Here is a 17,981-nt window from a genome sequence, read left to right as displayed (position 1 = left end):
GGCACGTGTTTGTCATCTGATTCGGCCTAGTATTGATGCTGACGTGGATCACGGCGGCCCGCCCATGCGCACGCCGCGCGGCGGCCCCCCGGACGGCTCCCCCCGTGACATTGCCGTCCCGTCCATCCACGGTTTCCGCAATCCTTTCTCGCTGTCGGGAGATCCCATGACTACTTCTTATGCATTTGGCGCGACCGGCCCCAAGGCCGCGCTGGCACCTTTCAACTACGAAGTCCGCGACCTGCGTGAATTCGATGTGCAGCTGGAAGTGCTGTACTGCGGCGTCTGCCACTCGGACCTGCACCAGGCCCGCGACGAATGGCGCAACACCATCTACCCCGTCGTGCCGGGCCACGAAATCGTCGGTCGCGTGACCGCCATCGGTTCGCAAGCCACCAAGTTCAAGATCGGCGACATCGTCGGCGTGGGCTGCATGGTCGACTCCTGCCGTAGCTGCCCCAGCTGCAAGGAAGGTCTGGAGCAATACTGCGAAGGCGAAACGGGCTTCGTGCCGACCTATAACGGCACCGACAAGCAGACCGGCGCCATCACCTACGGCGGTTATTCGTCGCAAATGGTGGTGGACGAGGCCTATGTGTTGAGCGTCCCCAAGAACCTGGACCTGGCCGGCGTGGCCCCGCTGCTGTGCGCGGGCATCACCACGTACTCGCCGCTGCGGACCTGGAACGCCGGCCCCGGCAAGAAGGTGGGCATCGTCGGCCTGGGCGGCCTTGGCCACATGGGCGTGAAGCTGGCCGCGGCGATGGGCGCGCACGTGGTGCTGTTCACCACCTCGCCGTCCAAGATCGAAGACGGCAAACGCCTGGGCGCCAACGAAGTAGTCATCTCGAAGAATGCCGACGAGATGAATGCGCACGCGAACAGCTTCGACCTGATCGTCAACACGGTGGCGGCGCAGCACGACCTCAATCCCTTCCTGAACCTGCTGCGCCGCGACGGCACGATGGTGCTGGTGGGCGCGCCCGAGCATGACCACCCGTCTCCCCAGGTCTTCAACCTGATCTTCAAGCGCCGCCGCCTGGCCGGCTCGCTGATCGGCGGCATCGCCGAAACGCAGGAAATGCTCGACTTCTGCGGCGAGCACGGCATCACGTCGGATATCGAACTGATTCCGGCACAACAGATCAACGAGGCTTACGAGCGCATGCTCAAGAGCGACGTCAAGTACCGCTTCGTGATCGACTCGGCTTCGCTCAAGCAGTAATCACCGCGACGGCAAGGCCAATAAAGGCCCGCTGACCCCATCCCGTGCGCTGGTCGTGGTCAGACAGCTACCGCACAAGCCCCGCGTCAAGCCATGTTCGGCAGCCGCGCGGCGGCCTCCTGCTGCAATTGCTGCTTCGACAGGCAGCGAATCGCCGCGATCAGTTTCTGACAGGCGACCGAGGGAGGTGTCAGGTTCGAGTAGCTGGCCCAGATGCCGATGCGCAGGTCCTCGTCCAATGGCCGGATGATGGTGCGTTCGCTGATCTCGGGCGGCAGGCTGGCGGCGTTGACCAGGGCGGAGCCCAGGCCGTTCTTGGCGTAAGCGGACGCCGCCACCGGGGTGTCCGCTTCGATCGCACAGACCGCATCGGCGTGCTTGCCCAGGAAGCGGCGCAGCGTCTTGCCCAGCGGCGCCTGCGGCGGATAGCCGATCCAGGGGTGCGCCAGGAAATCCTCGGCCCGAATCACGGCCTTGTGCCGCAACGGTGAGGTGCGCGGCATCACGCAGACCACTGTTCCCTCGCCGACCTGCTGGGTCGCCAGGCGCGGATGCTCAATGGCGGACAAGGAAATGCCCAGGTCCACATTGCCGCTCAACAGCTCATTGGCGATTTCGGCGGCCTTGAAGGTCCGCGTCAGCGCGCGCAGGTTGCGCACCTGTGACTGCAGGCTGGTCAACGCGAGCGGCAGCAAGGTCTGTTCGAAACAGGAGCTTGTAGCGATCTTCAGCGTGGCCATGCCGCCTTGCGCCAGATTGGTGGCCAGGCTGTTGATGCCCCGCATACGCTCGTAGACGTCCTCGATCTCGGCGTACAGGCGGCGTGCCTCGGGCGTGGGCACCAGGCGGCGCTTGCTGCGCTCGAACAGCGGATAGCCCAGGCGCGATTCGGCCAACGCCAGCATGCGGCTAAGGGCGGGCTGCGATACGTGCAGTATCTTGCCCGCGCTACAGATGGAGCCGGACAGCATGATGGCTCGGAATATCTCGATGTGGCGCAGGTTCAGCGGACGCTGGTCCGTGGCTGCGCCGACCTCGGCGATATGAGACAAGACGGCTTGCTCCATCGTGGCCTCCATGTTGACGAAGCGACATCACGCCGCGGCTTCGTTGCGCGTGGATAAAAACACGCAATAAGCATGCCAAATGAGCTCATGCCAGCCCAGCGGCGTGCGCGTGCGACTCAAATGCAAATTCCTCGGAGCGCACTCGGCCGGCGCTCTATGGCGCCGTATCTGGCGCCGGGTGTTGCGGCCCGTCTATCGGCGCCCCGAACGCTGAAGTCGAAGCCGCAAGGCTTGCATGGTCAGCGCCCCGTCCTGGTGCGTCGAGTAAGGACTATCCCTGCTCCCCGCCGCGCCCACGCCGACTCGCGGCGCGAATCATGGCCGATCAATAGAAAACAATTTCCAATATTAAAGACAATATTAGGAATTCATAGCCCAATTCCGTCACGTTTCCAGAATTCACTCCCCTGATATCGAGTTTTGAGCCATCGTGGTGCGTAAATGCGTTCATAACTCTACCGGATTACCCATGCATCTTTTGGCATGAAGGGGATGGCGTAATCCATCGGTAATCTGAAAAAAACCGGACCTGCCAAGGAGTCATATCGTGGAACGTCGAGAATTCCTGAAGAGCGCCGCGGCTGGGGGCATGATCGCCGCCGCCGGCGGTTTTCCGTCACTGTCCTCGGCGCAATCGTCGAAGAAGACCCTGCGTTTCGTGCCGCAATCCGACCTCGCCAATTTCGATCCCATCTGGGGCACCCAATACGTGGTGCGCAATGCGTCGATCATGGTGTGGGACATGCTTTACGGCATCGACTCGAACATGAAATCGCAGCGCCAGATGGTGGAGTCCGAAGAGGTTTCCAGCGATGGCCTGACGTGGACGTTCACCCTGCGCAAAGGCCTGAAATTCCATGACGGCCAGCCGGTGCTCAGCAAAGACGTAATCGCCAGCCTGAAGCGGTGGCAACAGCGCAACTCGATGGGTCTGATGATTCGCGACATCCAGACCGAGATTACGCCCATCGATGACATGCGCTTCAAGTGGGTCTTGAAAAAGCCATTCCCGAAGATGCTGGATGCACTGGGCACGCTGGGCACACCCTGCCCCTTCATCATGCCCGAACGCATCGCTCAGACCGATCCCTTCAAGCAGATCACCGAATACATCGGTTCCGGCCCGATGCGCTTTGTCCGCAACGAATGGGTCCCCGGCGCCAAGGCCGTGTTCGAACGTTTCGAAGGCTACGTACCGCGCACGGAGCCGGCGTCCTGGATGGCGGGCGGCAAGAAGGTGCTGGTGGACCGCGTCGAATGGATCATCATGCCGGATCCGGCCACCGCTTCGGCCGCACTGCAAAACGGTGAAATCGACTGGTGGGAAAACCCCATCGCCGACCTGATCCCGGTACTCAAGTCCGGATCGGGCATTGTCACCGAGATCGCCGACCCCTTGGGCAATGTCGGATCCTTCCGCATGAATCACCTGTATCCGCCCTTCAACGACGTGAAGGCGCGCCGCGCGGTGTTGATGGCGATGAGCCAGCAGGATTACATGCAAGCCATCGTCGGCGAGAGTCCCGAACTGTGGAAGCCCATGGCGGGCTTCTTCACGCCCGGCACGCCAACCTACACCGAAGTGGGCGGCGACATCTTCAAGGGCCCGCGCAACCTGGATGCAGCGAAGAAATTGCTGGTCGAAAGCGGCTACAAGGGCGAACCCGTTACCTGCGTGGTGGCGCAGAACCAGACCATCACCAAGGCCATGGGCGAAGTCACCGCCGACCTGCTCAAGCGCCTGGGCATGAAGGTGGATTTCGTTGCCACCGACTGGGGTACGGTGGGCACCCGGCGCGCCAGCAAGGCCCCGCCCGCCCAAGGCGGCTGGAATATGTTCCATTCCTGGCACGTGGGCGCGGATTGCGCCAATCCGGCCGGCTACAACGCGCTGCGCGCCAATGGCGACAAGGCATGGTTCGGCTGGCCCAAGGACGACAAGCTGGAAGCCGAAGTGCAAGCCTGGTACGACGCGGCCGGTCCGGCACAGGAGAAGGCGGCGATCGAAGCACTGAACAAGGAGGCCACCGACTTCGTGGTGTACGCCCCCACCGGTTTCTTCCTTCAGTACACCGCGTGGCGCAGCAACGTCACGGGCATCTCCAAGGGGCCGATGCCATTCATATGGGGTGTTAACAAGACCTGACCGGAACGATATAGATGTTCGCCTATATATTGAAACGGATCGGCGCCACCGTGCCCGTGCTGGCCATGGTGGGGATCTTTGTTTTCAGCCTGCTGTTCGTGGCGCCTGGGGATCCCGCCGCCATCGTGGCGGGGGATCAGGCCAGTCCGGCGGACATTGCGCGCATCCGCGAGGCGATGGGCCTGAACCGCCCCTTCCTGGTGCAACTGGGAGAGTGGTTCTGGAATATTCTGCATGGCGACCTGGGCAAATCCATCTTCAATTCGCTGCCGGTGGCGCAATTGATCCATACCCGCCTGGGGCCGACCCTGTCCTTGATGAGCGTGACCCTGGTCATCTCGATCGTCATCGCACTGCCCTTGGGCGTGCTGGCCGCCTGGAAGGCCGGCACCTGGACAGACCGCGGCATCATGGCCTTGGCGGTGCTGGGCTTTTCCACTCCCGTCTTCGTACTGGGTTATGTGCTGTCGTTCTCGGTCTCGCTAAAGCTGGGCTGGCTGCCGGTACAGGGTTACACCACGCTGGACCATGGCCTGTGGCCGTGGCTGCGCAACCTGTTGCTGCCCGCGATCTCGCTGGGCTTCATCTACATCGCATTGATCGCCCGGGTGACGCGGGCGACCATGCTGGAAGTGCTGCAACAGGACTACATCCGAACCGCCCAGGCCAAGGGCCTGGGCCAGCAAGCCATCCTCTACGTCCACGCCCTGAAGAATGCGTCCGTGCCCATCGCCACCGCGATCGGCATCGGCGTGGCCCTGCTGATTGGCGGCGCCGTCGTCACCGAAAGCGTGTTCGCGATTCCCGGCCTGGGCCGGTTGACCGTCGATGCCATCCTGCAGCGTGACTACCCCGTCATCCAGGGCGTGGTGCTGGTGTGCAGCTTCGCGTATGTGCTGGTCAACCTGTTGGTCGACGTCCTGTATAGCGTCCTGGATCCGAGGATAAGATATTGAGCCCATCCGATTCCGCCGCCGCGGCCTATGCCGCCGCGGGCACCGGCGCCGCATCCGGCAATACCAATGTCCATGGCAATGGCGGCCATAGCATCGCCAAACCTATGCCGGACCTGTTCCCGGCGCTGAAAAAAAGAGGCCGCGTGTCGCGGCTGTTCTCGCGCCATGCTTCTGTCGCCATCGGTGGCGGCATTCTGCTGCTGCTTATCCTGATGGCAATCTGCGCCCCGCTGCTGTTCACCGTCGACCCCACCGCGCTGACGATTTCGCAACGCCTGCGCGCCCCCTCCGCCCTGCACTGGTTCGGCACCGACATGCAGGGACGCGATCTCTATTCGCGCGTGATCTACGGCGCCCGTATATCGCTCATCGTCGGCTTCTCGGTGGCCTTGCTGGCCTCCGCCATAGGACTGCTGATCGGCATGGCCGCCGGTTTCATCCGCATGATCGACGGTGTGATCATGCGTGCCATGGACAGCATCATGTCGATTCCATCGGTGCTGCTGGCAATCGCCCTCATGGCCATGACACGCGGCAGCGTCATCAACGTGATCATCGCCATCACCGTGGCGGAAATTCCGCGCGTCGCCCGTCTGGTGCGCAGCGTCGTGCTGTCCCTGCGCGAGCAGCCTTATGTCGATGGCGCCGTGGCGTCAGGGTCGGGCACCCTCAAGATCATCTTCCGCCACATCATGCCGAATACGTTTGCGCCGCTGATCGTCCAGGCCACCTACATCTGCGCCAGCGCCATGATCACCGAGTCGATTCTTTCGTTTATCGGCGCGGGTACGCCACCCATCATTCCGTCCTGGGGCAACATCATGGCCGACGGCCGGGTACTGTGGCAGGCAAAGTTCTACATCATTGCCTTTCCAGCGGCGTTCCTGTCCCTGACCGTGCTGGCCGTCAACCTGCTGGGCGATGGTCTGCGCGATGCGCTGGATCCTCGCCTGAACAAGGGGAAATGACGTGGCCTTGTTGGAAGTCGATGACCTGCAAGTGCATTTCCGCGGCCGCGACGATGTCAACCGCGCTGTCGACGGCCTGTCGTTCCAGGTGGAGCAAGGCGAGACGCTGGCCATCGTCGGTGAATCGGGTTGCGGTAAATCGGTGACGTCGATGTCGCTACTGCGCCTGCTGCCCAAGCGCATCGGACGCATCGCCGGCAGCATTCGTTTCGGCGGCAAGGACTTGCTGGGCGCCAGCGACCGCGAGTTGCGGCGCATACGCGGCAATGAAATCTCGATGATCTTCCAGGAGCCCATGACCAGTCTGAATCCGGTGCTGACCATAGGCCGCCAGATCGGCGAGACCCTGCGCCTGCATCAAGGGCTGGACCGGCAGGCGGCGCGTGCCCGCGCGGTGGAAATGCTGGCCTTGGTCGGCATCCCGGAACCGGCGCGGCGCGTGGGCGAATACCCCCACCAGCTGTCCGGTGGCATGCGTCAGCGCGTGATGATCGCCATCGCCCTGGCATGTAAACCCAAGCTGCTGATCGCCGATGAGCCCACCACGGCGCTGGACGTGACCATACAGGCGCAGATCCTGGGCCTGATGCAGGACCTGAAGCAGCGCACCGGCACCTCCATCATCCTGATCACGCACGATCTGGGCGTGGTCGCCGAAAGCGCGCAGCGCGTGATGGTCATGTATGCGGGGCGCAAAGTGGAAGAAGCCCCCGTGCGCGAGCTGTTCGCGCATCCGCTGCATCCCTATACCCGCGGCCTGCTGGGTGCCGTGCCGAAGCTGGGTTCGTCGCTGCGGGGCGAGGCCACGCGCCTGGCCGAGATTCCCGGACAGGTGCCAAGCTTGCGCCAGCGCATCGTCGGCTGCGCGTTCGCCGGCCGCTGTCCGCAGGTGGCCGAGGTCTGCCGGCAGGTCGCACCCGCCATGGAAATCAAGCGCGCCGGCCATGTCGCCGCCTGCCATATGCAGCCCAGGGAGGTGGCATCGTGAACCGGCCTTTGTTGGAAGTGAATGACCTGGTCAAGCATTACCCCGTGCGCAGCGGCTGGTTCGGCCGCAAGCGCCAGGTCGTGCATGCGGTGGATGGCGTGTCCTTCCAGATCGCGCGAGGCGAAACCCTGGCCCTGGTGGGTGAATCCGGCTGCGGCAAGTCCACCGTGGGCCGTTGCGTGCTGCGCCTGACCCCGGTGACGCACGGCCAGGTGGTGCTGGACGGGCTGCGTATCGACGATATGACCGACACTACCTTGCTGCCGCAACGGCGGCGCCTTCAGGTGGTGTTCCAGGACCCCTTCTCCAGCCTGAATCCGCGTATGCGCGTGCGCGACATCCTGGCCGAGCCGATACGCAATTTCGGACTGGCCGCCGACGCCCGCGCGCTGCGGTCCATGCTGGAAAGCTTGATGGAACGGGTCGGCTTGGCGGCCGAGGGACTGCACCGATTTCCACATGAGTTCTCTGGCGGGCAGCGCCAGCGCATCGGCATCGCCAAGGCGCTCGCCGCCCAACCCGACCTGATCGTCTGCGACGAAGCGGTGTCGGCGCTGGACGTGTCGGTCAAGGCGCAGATCGTCAACCTGCTGCAGGATCTGCAGAAGGAACTGGGACTGGCGCTGCTTTTCATCAGCCACGATCTGGCCATCGTCGAACACATGACGCATCGGGTCATCGTCATGTATCTGGGCACGATCGTCGAGGTAGCGACCAAGCGCCAGCTGTTCGGCCACGCGCTGCATCCATACACCCGAGCCCTGTTGTCGGCGGTGCCCAATCCCGACCCCGAACAAAGCAGTGAAAAGGTCGTTCTGCACGGGGATATTCCCAGCCCCATCCATCCGCCTTCCGGCTGCCGCTTCCACACCCGCTGTCCGCAGGCACAGGCATTGTGCCGCCAGGCAGTGCCGCAACTGACGCAATACGCCCCTGGGCACCTGGCCGCCTGCCACTTCATCGATGCGGCGGCCGCTTCCTCTACTGGAGATACCGCATGACCTCAGCGCGCAAGATGGGCCTGGCCGTGGCCCAGATGGGACCCGTCAATTCCACCGATACTCGTGCCAGCACCCTCAAGCGCCTGCTGGATATGCTGCGCGAGGCAAAGAGCCGGGGTGCCGAACTGGTGGTCTTTCCCGAACTGGCCTTTACGACATTCTTCCCGCGCTATTGGATGGATCAATCCGCGGCGGTCGCCCAATACTTCGAGGCGGCGATGCCCAATCCCAATGTCCAGGCCTTGTTCGACGAGGCGAAAAAATTGGGCATCGGTTTCCATATCGGTTATGCCGAGGCGACCGAGGATGGACACTTCTTCAACACCGCCATTCTGGTCGACAAGCACGCCAACGTCGTCGGCAAGTACCGCAAGGTGCACCTGCCGGGCCATGCGGATCACCGGCCCAGCTATCCCTTCCAGCATCTGGAAAAGAAATACTTCGAGGTGGGCGATCTGGGTTTCAAGACCTGGGACTTCCTGAACACGCGGGTCGGCATGTGCATCTGCAACGACCGCCGCTGGCCCGAAACCTATCGTGTCATGGGCCTGCAGGGTGCCGAGCTGGTCATGCTGGGCTACAACACCCCTTCGCGCAACAACAATTACCACGAAGCGCCGCACCTGCCCGACTTCCATCACCTGCTCAGCATCCAGGCCGGTGCCTATCAGAACGCGATGTGGGTCGCGGCGGCAGGCAAGGTAGGATACGAAGACGGCATCCACATGATAGGCGGGTCGGCCATCGTGGCGCCCGACGGCGAAATCGTGGCGAAGGCGGCCAGCGATATCGACGACGAGGTCATTTTCTTCAATGTGGATTTTTCCCGCTGCGACGGCCCGCGCGAACATATGTTCAATTTCGCCAAGCATCGACGCACCGAGCATTACGGGCTCATCGTCGAGCGCACGGGCATGGCGGAGAAAATCGATTGATGTCCGCGACGGTGGGGGACGTCGGTTGGCGGACAATAAACGGCTGACGACCGCACTCCGGCGGCCCGGAATCAAGCGCCCGCTGAAGACAGGCTAATGCAGGAGAAGAATATGGAATTCGATATCGTGATCAAGGGCGCCAAGGTGGTGGATGGCCTGGGCGGACCGGCGGTGGCCGCCGACGTCGCCATCCTGGGCGATCGTATCGCGCGGATTGGCGATGGCGCGCAGTGGACCGCGCGTGAATTCGTGGACGCGGGCGGCAAGGTGGTGGCGCCAGGTTTTATCGACTGCCATACCCACGACGACCGCCTGCTGTTAAGCAGCCCGCTGATGCGCCCCAAGGTCAGCCAGGGCATCACCACCGTCATTACTGGCAACTGTGGCATCAGTCTGGCACCGATCAGCGTACCGGGCGAGACCATCGTGCCGCCCTTGAACCTGATCGCGAAACAGCGTGGTGACCTGTTCGGCACCATGCGCGAATACGCGGCGGCGCTTGCCGACAATCCCGCCGCCGTCAATAGCGCGGCGCTGGTGGGACACTCCAGCCTGCGCGTCTCGGTCATGGACCGCCTCGACCGCCCGGCGGACAAGGATGAAATCGCCGCCATGCGACGGGCGCTGGATATTGCCTTGAGCCACGGCGCCGTCGGCTTGTCCACCGGACTCTACTACCCGACCGCCGTGCACTCCAGCACCGAGGAAGTCATCGGCGTGGCCGCGCCGCTGGCGCACTGGAATGGCGTGTATACCACCCACTTGCGCGACGAAGGCGATCATATCTGCGATGCGATGGAAGAAGCGTTCACCATAGGCCGCGCCGCCGATGTGCCCGCCATCCTGTCGCATCACAAGGTGATGGGCAAGCATAACCATGGCCGCACGGTGGAAACGCTGGCGTTGTACGACAAGGCGCGCAAGAACCAGCCCCTGGGCATGGATCTTTATCCTTATGTGGCTTCTTCAACCGTGCTGGATACCCGGCGCCTGGCGGACAGCGACAAGGTGCTGATCACCTGGTCACAGACGCGCCCCGACGTAAAGGGGCAGGATCTCTTCGAGCTGGCCAGGCGCGAAGGCAAGGATCCGGTGGCATTGGCGGGCGAGCTGCAGCCGGCGGGGGCCATCTACTTCTCGATGGACGAAGGCGACGTCAAACGCATCATGGGCTACGACCAGGTGATGATAGGGTCTGACGGGCTGCCGCACGACACTGCGCCGCATCCGCGCCTGTGGGGGGCGTTTTCGCGCGTCCTGGGCAGGTACTCACGCGACCTGCATGTGCTGGGCATGGAAGAGGCCGTGCGCAAGATGACCAGCCTGACGGCCGCCAAGTTCGGCTTGAAGGATCGCGGCGTGCTGAAAGCCGGGTGCTACGCCGACATCGTCATGTTCGATCCGGACACCGTGGCCGACGCTGCCACTTTCCTGAGTCCGCTGCAACCGTCGGTGGGTATCGCGTGCGTAATGGTCAACGGCACCGTGGTCGAGCGCGACGGCGTACCGACCGGGGCGCGGCCTGGACGGTTTATTGGGAACGAAGACCGCAGCGCGCCCGGCCTGGATGTGCCGGCCTGGGCCTAGTTCCGGCTTCAGCTTCAACGCAACGACGGATCGAGCCGGTCCCGTATCCAGTCGCCGACGATGGAAATCGACATGGTCGTCAGGAAGATGATGGTTCCCGGGAAAATCGCGATCCACCACGCGGTGGTCAGAAACGCCCGGCCCGCGCCCAGCATCTGCCCCAGACTGGTCAAGGGCGGCCGGATCCCCAGGCCAAGAAAACTGAGCGACGTTTCCAGCAGAATCACCTGCGGGAAATTCAGCGTGAACTGCACGATCAATACGCTGAGGATATTGGGCAGGATGTGCTTGGAATACAACTTCCAGGGTGACGCGCCCAGGGCGGTCACCGCCACCGCATAGCCCTGGTTCCTGGCGGAAATCACCACGCCCCGCGTCAGCCGCGCGAAGACCTCCCAGCCGTAGAAACCCATGATCAGGATGAACAGCATGAAGCTGCCGCCGAACACCGCGATCAGGGCCAGCGCGATCAGGATGAAAGGCAGCGATGCCTGCACGTCTGCCAGCATCATGATGGCCTCCTCGACCCACCCGCGGAAATGCGCGGCGAGGAATCCCAGCAGGGTACCGATCAACGCACCAATGGCGGTGCCCCCCAGCGCCACCAGGATGCTGAAGCGGATCGCATATAACAGGCGGCTAAGAATATCTCGCCCCAGTTCGTCGGTGCCCAGCCAATGCGTGCTCGTCCCGCCCAGGAAGAACGGCGGCGCCAGGCGCAGGCGCAAGGCCTGGGTCCGGTAGTCGTAAGGGGCCAGCACATCCGCCAGAGCGGCCACCGCCAGCAGCAAGACGATGAACGCCAGGGCCGCGACCACCAGTGCGGGATAGCGGCGCTCCGGCTGATCCGCCGCCGCTTTCTTCCAACGACGCAGCAATACCATGGGCATGGCCTTAGCCCTCCTTGCGCGCCGCGCGCATACGTGGGTCGACCAGGGTGTAGATGAAATCCACCGCCAGATTCGTCAGCACCATGGTGACCGCGGTCAGGATCAGGATGGCCTGCACCACCGCGAAGTCGCGCGACGTCACCGCGCCGATAAGCAGCCGGCCCACACCAGGCCAGCCGAAGACCGTCTCGACGATGATGGACCCGGCCACCAGATCGCCCAGCTTCAGGCCCACGATGGTGATGATGGGAATCGCCGCGTTGGGCAAGGCGTGCCACAGGATGCGGCGTGCGGCGGGCGTCCCCTTGGCGCGCGCCGCGACCATGTATTGCCGGTTGAGCACTTCCAGCATGGCCGACCGGGTGAACCGCGCGAAGACGCCGGCGAAGTGCGTGCCCAGGGTGACGGCCGGCAGGATCAGGTGCCACAGCGTGTCCGCGCCGGCGCTGGGCAGCATGCGCAAATGCAGCGAGAACAGCAGTATCAGCAGGATGCCCAGGAAGAAATTGGGCAGACTGAAGCCCAGCACGGCGAAGCTCATGACGAAGCGGTCTATCGGCCGATTACGATGGAGCGCCGCGACGATCCCCAAGGCGAGCCCGGCGGCCAGCCCAACGCCGAAGGCCGTGAGCCCCAGGCGCAAGGTGTAGGGCAAGGCTTCGCTGATCAGATCCGTTGCCGGTTTCTGGTCGGACAGCGACAGGCCGAAATCGCCATGCGCCAGATTGCCCAGGTAGGACACGTATTGTTCCCACAGAGGACGATCCAGGCCGAACTTCTGCCGGTACTGCTGCACGACCTCCGGCGAAGCCTGATCGCCGACCAGCGCTTCAATGGGATCGCCCGACAGATTCAAGGCCACGAAGGTGAAGGTGACGACGACCCATACGGTCAGCAGGCCGCGCACAAGCTTGCGTATCAATGCTCGCCAGTCCATGCCGCGCCCTAGTCGAAGGAAGGTATGCCGGACGCATCCGGCGCGATCATCAGCAACGGGTCATTCACCAGCACCCCCTGGGGCTCCAGCTCCAGGATGCGTCCCAGGCGCGCGGGGGTCGTGTCGCCTACCTCGCACGGCGTCCCCTTGCCCCCCATGGTGATCCACGTCGGCTTGTCTCGCAGCACGCGCTCGGCGTCTTCCTGCTCCACCTCGCCTTCCCAAACCCGGTAGGCCTTGGCGCCGGCCTGCTCGAACTCGTCGGCACGCGTGTAATCCGGCAAGAACGCCAGCAACTTCAGCCCCGGAGCCAGGTCGCGCGCGCGCCGCATCTGCGCCAGATCGCGCACGCCCACCCAGACGTGATCGACGGCGGCGTGCGCCAGCACGTCCCGGACCACGGCTTCGATCAAGGGCAGGTCTGGTGTCTTCACGTCGATGAGCAGGGGCAGCTGCGGCGCGATGCGCGTCAACGTCAGCGACAAGGGCGACAGGCGCTCGTCGCGCAGCAGGACGATCGCGTCGAGTTCGGCGGCGGTAAGATCGGCGATGGCCCGCGTGTCGCCGTCCATGGCAATACGGGACAAGGTGGCGTCGTGACTGGCGTAGACCTGGCCATCCTTGGTCAGGCGTGCATCGCTTTCGACCATGTCCGCGCCGATGGCGATGGCGCCGTCATAGGCGGCCTGGGTATTTTCCAGGTGAAGCGAAGAATAGCCACGATGGGCAATGACGAGAGGACGGGTCATCGAAGTTCCTTGATCTGCTCCGCGAAATGGCAGCGCACGGCATGAATGCCATCGATCACGCGCAACTCGGGAGCCTCGGTCGTACAACGGCGCAGCACATAAGGGCAGCGTGTATGAAAATGGCAGCCGCTGGGCGGATTCGCCGGGCTGGGCGGTTCGCCCTTGAGGACCACGCGGCCGCCCCGGTCCTGCCCTGGCGTCTTCGACACGTCAGGGATGGCGGACAGCAGCGCGCGGGTATAGGGATGCAGCGGTTGGTCATACAGCTCGTCGGTCCAGCCCTCTTCCACGATCTGGCCCAGATACATCACGGCGACCCGATGCGACAGGCGCCTGACGACGCGCAAGTCGTGTGAGATGAACAGGTACGCGATGCCGTATTCCTGCTGCAGGTGCTCCAGCAGGGCGATCACCGTGGCCTGCACCGACACGTCCAGCGCGGACACCGGCTCGTCACAGACGATCAGGCTGGGCTTGAGCGCCAGCGCCCGCGCGATCACCACGCGTTGAGCCTGCCCGCCGCTGATCTGATGCGGAAAGCGCTGCGCCAGCTCGGGGGGCAGCGAGACGGCACGCATCAGTTCGGCGACTTCCGCATCGCGCTCGCTGGGGATGCCGATGTCATGCAGGTCCAGGGGTTCGCGGATCTGCTTGCCCACGGGCAGGCGTGGGTCCAGCGCCGCCAGCGGGTTCTGGAAGATGATCTGGACTTCGGCGCGCTTGTCGCGCCACTGCGGCGCGGACAGAGACGCCAGGTCCTTGCCCTTGAAGCGGATGACGCCTTGGGTGGGCCGGTCCAGGCCGACGATCATGCGCCCCGTCGTGGTCTTGCCGCAGCCGCTTTCGCCGACCAGGCCCAGGGTCTCGCCGATGCGCAGGTTGAAGGACACGTTTTCGACAGCGCGGATGCTGCCGGCTTTGCCTGAACCTTTGCCGAACCACGAGCGCGCTCCGCCGAAATAGCGGCGCAGGCCATCGACCTCCAGCAGGTCACCATCGTATTCCTGGCGGCTCATAACCATGTCTCCCGGGGCCGATACACCGGCGCGCGTATATCCAGACGCGGCATGGCGGCCAGCAAATGCTGGGTGTAGGGCTCGCGGGGGTTCGAGAACAATTCGGCGGCCGTAGCGGTTTCGACCACCCGCCCCTGCCGCATGACCACCACGTCATCGGCCATCTCCGCCACCACGCCCAGGTCGTGCGTGATGAAAAGCATGGCCATGCCCAACTGCGCTTTCAGGCGATTCAGCAGGTCCAGGATCTGGGCCTGTATGGTGACGTCGAGCGCGGTGGTGGGCTCGTCCGCGATCAACAGCTTGGGGTTGCAGGCCAGCGCCATGGCGATCATCACGCGCTGCGCCATGCCGCCGGAGAATTGATGCACATAGGAGCGCAGGCGCTGCCTGGGTTCAGGAATGCCCACCATTTCCAGCAGCTCCAGCGCGCGCGCGGCCCGTTGCGCCGCCGATAAAGGCGTGTGCAAAGCCAGGGCCTCGTGCAACTGGCTGCCCACCGTATGCACGGGATTCAACGAACCCAGCGGGTCCTGGAACACCATGCCGATGGCGCCTCCGCGTACCGACAGCAGCTCGCGCTCGGGCAAGGCCGTCAGGTCGCGGCCCTGGAACAGGACGCGTCCGCCCGTCTGGCGTCCGTTGCGCGCCAGCAGGCCCAGAATGGCCTGGCAGGTGATGCTCTTGCCGCTGCCGCTCTCGCCCACGATGCATAGCGTGCGGCCAGGGGCGACGCTGAAGCCGACGTCGTGCAGCACGTCGGCCCATCCGGCCGCGCCGCGGAAACCTACCCGCAGACCCTCGACGGAGAGTATCGCTTCCAATTACGGCGATCCGAACGACAGGTTGTCGGGGCGCAGGTCCATGTAGTACTGGGCGTAGGGCTGCCACGCGACCTTCTTTTTCATGGCATAACCCGTGACCGGGTTGTACAGCATGGTCATCGGCATATCGTCCTCGAAGATATCCAGCACCTTGGTGTAGGTGGCGCGCCGCTCTGCCGCATCGGTGGCCGTGTATAAGGTCTTGGCCAAAGTGTTGAACTCCGGATTCGCCGTGTAGAGCTTCTGCGATTTCTGCGCTTCGGAATCCGCGCCCCATAGAATCAGCAGGGATCCGGTCGGATCGGGGATGCGATAGGTATTGGACCAGGCGAACATCTGCACCCCTGGCTTGCGCACGTCCTTGAAGCTGTCGACGAAGTCGATGCGCACGTTGATCCCGACGGCACGCCACATCTCCTGCATGATCTGCGCGGCCTCGACGTTATAGAGGTAGTAGTTCGGGATCAGGCGATACGAGATCTCCTGGCCTTTGTAGCGACTCAGCTTGAGCAGCTTCTTGGCCTGCTCGGGGTCATAGGTATAACCGGCCCGGTTCTTGTCGTACAGATTGCCGAAGCTGGGCAGCTGGTAGCCATTGGGCGCATAGGTCTTGCCTTTCCACAGGGCGTCGATCAGGGCCTGACGGTCGATCGCCAGGCTCAGTGCATGGCGCAGCTTCTTGTCGGACAGCAGGGCGTCGTTGGTGTTGAACACCACCACATGACTGTTTTCCAGCGGCACCGTTTTCAAGGTCAGGTCCTTGTAGCCCGCCAAGGCCTGCCATTGATCCGGCGGCAGCTCCGCGGCGATGTCGTAGTCGCCCGCCACCAGGCCGGCAACGCGGGCCGCGACTTCCGGCACGGATTTGAACGTGACTTTCTTAGCTGCCGGCTTGCCGCCGTAGTACGCGTCGAAGGCCTGCAAGGTGACGTGGTCGTTCTTCTGATAACCGGCGAACTTGTAAGGGCCGGTGCCCACGGGGTTCCAGCGCAAGGCCTTGGCGGCGTCGTCCATCCACACCTTGGCGGCCACGCCGTCTTTCTTGTATTTGTTCCAGGCATCGCCGCAGATGACGAAGGACATGTAGCTGGACAGCCGCTGCTCCAGCGACGCGTCGTGTTCGGCGGTGGTGAAGCGCACGGTGGTGTCGTCGACCTTCTCCACCTTGCGCAGCGTGCCGAAGTAAGCAGGGCCTTCGGCGTAGTAGGCATCCGGGCCCCACAGGCGTTCCGGCGAGAACGTGGTCAGCACGTCGTCGGCCTTGAACTTGCTGCCGTCATGGCAGGTGACGTCCGGGCGCAGCTTCACCTCGAAGGTCGTGGGCGTGGTCCAGGACCAGCTCGTCGCCAGGCCGGGCACCAGCTTGGCGCCGCCATTGGCTTCCGGGTGGTTGAAATCGCGGCGGATGAGCGTGTCGAAGATCGAATAGTAGATACGCACGTCGACGTTGCCATTGCCTGCCGCCGGATCGAGCGTACGCGCCAGCTCATTTACCGCGATCGTCAGGTTGGGCCTGGCGTCGTTGGCATCCTGGGCATGGGCGGGACCGCCGGCCAACATGGGCAGCAGCACGGCCGACAGACACGAGAGCACGCCGCGTACGGCGCGCCGTTTGATTTTCAACATGCCAATTCCTCTGCTTGCGCGGTGAATGGTGATGGTTGGTATGCGTTCGGGATACGGCTGGGAATCGGGCGCCGTGACTCAGGCGCCAGGGCGGTTATTCAACGGCGGTTATTCGTCGCTTACGCGGCGCGCCGGCGTTTTCAAACGACAGGCGCAGGTCTTCCAGTTGGGCGAGCGCTTCCATCGAACGGCCCCGGTCCACCCGGGACAGCTCCAGCACCAGCGTGTTGCAGATCGCCATGGGCACCGTCAGGGAATGGAATTCCCCGGGCTCGCCTCTTCTGGCGGTGATCGTTGTCGTGGCCGCGGCCGCCACGGCGCGGTCGGTCAGCAGGATGGTGCCGGCGCCTCTTTCCGCCGCCAGCGTCAGGGCGCGCACCACGCCAGGACTGTCGTGGCGGAAGATCATGCCGAATACCAGGTCTTTCTGCGTCAGGCTGATCAGTTCGTCGGCCGCCTGCCAATCCGCGTGCGCCAGGCCGGTCGCCAGATAGCCGGACCTTTTAAGGCGGCGCGCGAACAATTCGGCCAGGCTGCCCGCGTGGCTTTCGCCGATGACGATGATTCTGGACGCGCGGCGCAGGCTGTTGGTGGCGGCAGCGATCTGCTCCGGACTGACCTGCGCCATCAGGCGGCTGAGGGCCGCCATCTCGCCGGCCACCACGGATTCCAGCAGGGACCGTCCCGCCGCGCTTTCTATGCGTTTACGGACGCGGGCCGAGGCGTCCTGTTCGAATTCCAGCGCCTCGCGCATGGCGCTATAGGTGTCGAAACCCAGCTTGCGCGCCAGGCGGCTGGCCGTGGACGGATGCACTCCGGCGCGGGCCGCGACTTTCTGTGCGGGCATGAAGCTGCCGATGGTCGGGTCCTTCAACAGGACGTTGACCAACTAAAAAAAAAAACGACCAGGTCTTCGAAGCGCATGGCGCGGGACTCTTGCAATGGGTAGCACGGGAACGGATGCTGAATGATACTGCAAAATATATTGCAAAGTCTTTACACCTGCAATTTTAATTGCAAGATAGGGCCAAGCGTTCCCGGCGCCGACTTGAGGAGGCGCCAGGCA

At 63.7% G+C, this 17,981-nt stretch carries 16 protein-coding genes; 8 read left to right on the top strand and 8 right to left on the bottom strand.

The annotated features are described in order from the left end of the window. Nucleotides 1–166: 166 nt before the first annotated feature. Nucleotides 167–1,225, top strand: coding sequence for an NAD(P)-dependent alcohol dehydrogenase (locus ASB57_RS00080; RefSeq protein WP_057655803.1), 1,059 nt, complete (start codon nt 167–169; stop codon nt 1,223–1,225). 86 nt (nt 1,226–1,311) lie between these two features. Here ASB57_RS00080 and ASB57_RS00075 read toward each other — a convergent pair whose 3' ends face one another. Next, nucleotides 1,312–2,292: a LysR family transcriptional regulator gene (locus ASB57_RS00075; RefSeq protein WP_057649482.1), complete on the bottom strand. Its 981-nt coding sequence runs from the start codon at nt 2,290–2,292 to the stop codon at nt 1,312–1,314. A 547-nt stretch (nt 2,293–2,839) separates the two neighbouring features. Between ASB57_RS00075 and ASB57_RS00070 the strand changes: the two genes are divergently transcribed. The 7 genes from ASB57_RS00070 (at nt 2,840) to ASB57_RS00040 (ending at nt 10,873) form a co-directional block, all read left to right on the top strand. Then, nucleotides 2,840–4,438 carry an ABC transporter substrate-binding protein gene (locus ASB57_RS00070; protein WP_057649481.1) on the top strand — a complete coding sequence of 533 codons (1,599 nt, stop codon included), beginning with the start codon at nt 2,840–2,842 and terminating at the stop codon, nt 4,436–4,438. 14 nt (nt 4,439–4,452) lie between these two features. Continuing rightward, the gene (locus tag ASB57_RS00065) at nt 4,453–5,394 is read left to right on the top strand and encodes an ABC transporter permease (protein WP_057649479.1); all 942 of its coding nucleotides are present in this window, start codon (nt 4,453–4,455) and stop codon (nt 5,392–5,394) included. A 104-nt stretch (nt 5,395–5,498) separates the two neighbouring features. Continuing rightward, nucleotides 5,499–6,362: an ABC transporter permease gene (locus tag ASB57_RS00060; protein WP_057655802.1), complete on the top strand. Its 864-nt coding sequence runs from the start codon at nt 5,499–5,501 to the stop codon at nt 6,360–6,362. Nucleotide 6,363: 1 nt separating this feature from the next. Beyond that, nucleotides 6,364–7,350, top strand: coding sequence for an ABC transporter ATP-binding protein (locus ASB57_RS00055; protein WP_057649477.1), 987 nt, complete (start codon nt 6,364–6,366; stop codon nt 7,348–7,350). Beyond that, nucleotides 7,347–8,351 carry an ABC transporter ATP-binding protein gene (locus ASB57_RS00050; protein ID WP_057649476.1) on the top strand — a complete coding sequence of 335 codons (1,005 nt, stop codon included), beginning with the start codon at nt 7,347–7,349 and terminating at the stop codon, nt 8,349–8,351. The genes ASB57_RS00055 and ASB57_RS00050 overlap by 4 nt, the downstream gene beginning before the upstream one ends. Then, nucleotides 8,348–9,286 (top strand): N-carbamoyl-D-amino-acid hydrolase, encoded by a 939-nt coding sequence (locus tag ASB57_RS00045; RefSeq protein ID WP_057649474.1) that lies wholly within the window; start codon nt 8,348–8,350, stop codon nt 9,284–9,286. Before ASB57_RS00050 ends, ASB57_RS00045 begins: the two co-directional genes overlap by 4 nt. Before the next feature lie 111 nt (nt 9,287–9,397). Next, nucleotides 9,398–10,873, top strand: coding sequence for an amidohydrolase family protein (locus ASB57_RS00040; RefSeq protein ID WP_231755301.1), 1,476 nt, complete (start codon nt 9,398–9,400; stop codon nt 10,871–10,873). 14 nt (nt 10,874–10,887) lie between these two features. On the opposite strand, the gene ASB57_RS00035 is transcribed toward ASB57_RS00040, so the two are convergent. The 7 genes from ASB57_RS00035 to ASB57_RS00005 form a co-directional block, all read right to left on the bottom strand. Further along, the gene (locus tag ASB57_RS00035) at nt 10,888–11,763 is read right to left on the bottom strand and encodes an ABC transporter permease (RefSeq protein WP_231755300.1); all 876 of its coding nucleotides are present in this window, start codon (nt 11,761–11,763) and stop codon (nt 10,888–10,890) included. Between the two features lie 4 nt (nt 11,764–11,767). After that, nucleotides 11,768–12,685: an ABC transporter permease gene (locus ASB57_RS00030; RefSeq protein ID WP_231755299.1), complete on the bottom strand. Its 918-nt coding sequence runs from the start codon at nt 12,683–12,685 to the stop codon at nt 11,768–11,770. A 23-nt stretch (nt 12,686–12,708) separates the two neighbouring features. Beyond that, the gene (locus ASB57_RS00025) at nt 12,709–13,449 is read right to left on the bottom strand and encodes a glycerophosphodiester phosphodiesterase family protein (protein WP_057649468.1); all 741 of its coding nucleotides are present in this window, start codon (nt 13,447–13,449) and stop codon (nt 12,709–12,711) included. Next, nucleotides 13,446–14,465, bottom strand: a complete 1,020-nt coding sequence (locus ASB57_RS00020; protein WP_057649466.1) for an ABC transporter ATP-binding protein — start codon at nt 14,463–14,465, stop codon at nt 13,446–13,448. The genes ASB57_RS00025 and ASB57_RS00020 overlap by 4 nt, the downstream gene beginning before the upstream one ends. Then, nucleotides 14,462–15,289 carry an ABC transporter ATP-binding protein gene (locus tag ASB57_RS00015; protein ID WP_057649464.1) on the bottom strand — a complete coding sequence of 276 codons (828 nt, stop codon included), beginning with the start codon at nt 15,287–15,289 and terminating at the stop codon, nt 14,462–14,464. The genes ASB57_RS00020 and ASB57_RS00015 overlap by 4 nt, the downstream gene beginning before the upstream one ends. Beyond that, nucleotides 15,290–16,915, bottom strand: coding sequence for an ABC transporter substrate-binding protein (locus tag ASB57_RS00010; RefSeq protein WP_057649462.1), 1,626 nt, complete (start codon nt 16,913–16,915; stop codon nt 15,290–15,292). It lies immediately after the preceding gene. A 94-nt stretch (nt 16,916–17,009) separates the two neighbouring features. Beyond that, nucleotides 17,010–17,789: a MurR/RpiR family transcriptional regulator gene (locus ASB57_RS00005; RefSeq protein WP_156414024.1), complete on the bottom strand. Its 780-nt coding sequence runs from the start codon at nt 17,787–17,789 to the stop codon at nt 17,010–17,012. Nucleotides 17,790–17,981: the final 192 nt, after the last annotated feature.

It is taken from the genome of Bordetella sp. N, assembly GCF_001433395.1.
Classification (GTDB): domain Bacteria; phylum Pseudomonadota; class Gammaproteobacteria; order Burkholderiales; family Burkholderiaceae_B; genus Bordetella_C.
This window is presented reverse-complemented; position numbering and strand designations above follow the sequence as displayed.

What these genes read in the sequence shown, in the direction of transcription:
- ASB57_RS00080 (WP_057655803.1), top strand. Translation starts at nt 167, where the DNA reads ATGACTACTTCTTATGCATTTGGCGCGACCGGCCCCAAGGCCGCGCTG.
- ASB57_RS00075 (WP_057649482.1), bottom strand. Translation starts at nt 2,292, where the DNA reads ATGGAGCAAGCCGTCTTGTCTCATATCGCCGAGGTCGGCGCAGCCACG.
- ASB57_RS00065 (WP_057649479.1), top strand. Translation starts at nt 4,453, where the DNA reads ATGTTCGCCTATATATTGAAACGGATCGGCGCCACCGTGCCCGTGCTG.
- ASB57_RS00060 (WP_057655802.1), top strand. Translation starts at nt 5,499, where the DNA reads ATGCCGGACCTGTTCCCGGCGCTGAAAAAAAGAGGCCGCGTGTCGCGG.
- ASB57_RS00045 (WP_057649474.1), top strand. Translation starts at nt 8,348, where the DNA reads ATGACCTCAGCGCGCAAGATGGGCCTGGCCGTGGCCCAGATGGGACCC.
- ASB57_RS00040 (WP_231755301.1), top strand. Translation starts at nt 9,398, where the DNA reads ATGGAATTCGATATCGTGATCAAGGGCGCCAAGGTGGTGGATGGCCTG.
- ASB57_RS00035 (WP_231755300.1), bottom strand. Translation starts at nt 11,763, where the DNA reads ATGCCCATGGTATTGCTGCGTCGTTGGAAGAAAGCGGCGGCGGATCAG.
- ASB57_RS00025 (WP_057649468.1), bottom strand. Translation starts at nt 13,449, where the DNA reads ATGACCCGTCCTCTCGTCATTGCCCATCGTGGCTATTCTTCGCTTCAC.
- ASB57_RS00020 (WP_057649466.1), bottom strand. Translation starts at nt 14,465, where the DNA reads ATGAGCCGCCAGGAATACGATGGTGACCTGCTGGAGGTCGATGGCCTG.
- ASB57_RS00010 (WP_057649462.1), bottom strand. Translation starts at nt 16,915, where the DNA reads ATGTTGAAAATCAAACGGCGCGCCGTACGCGGCGTGCTCTCGTGTCTG.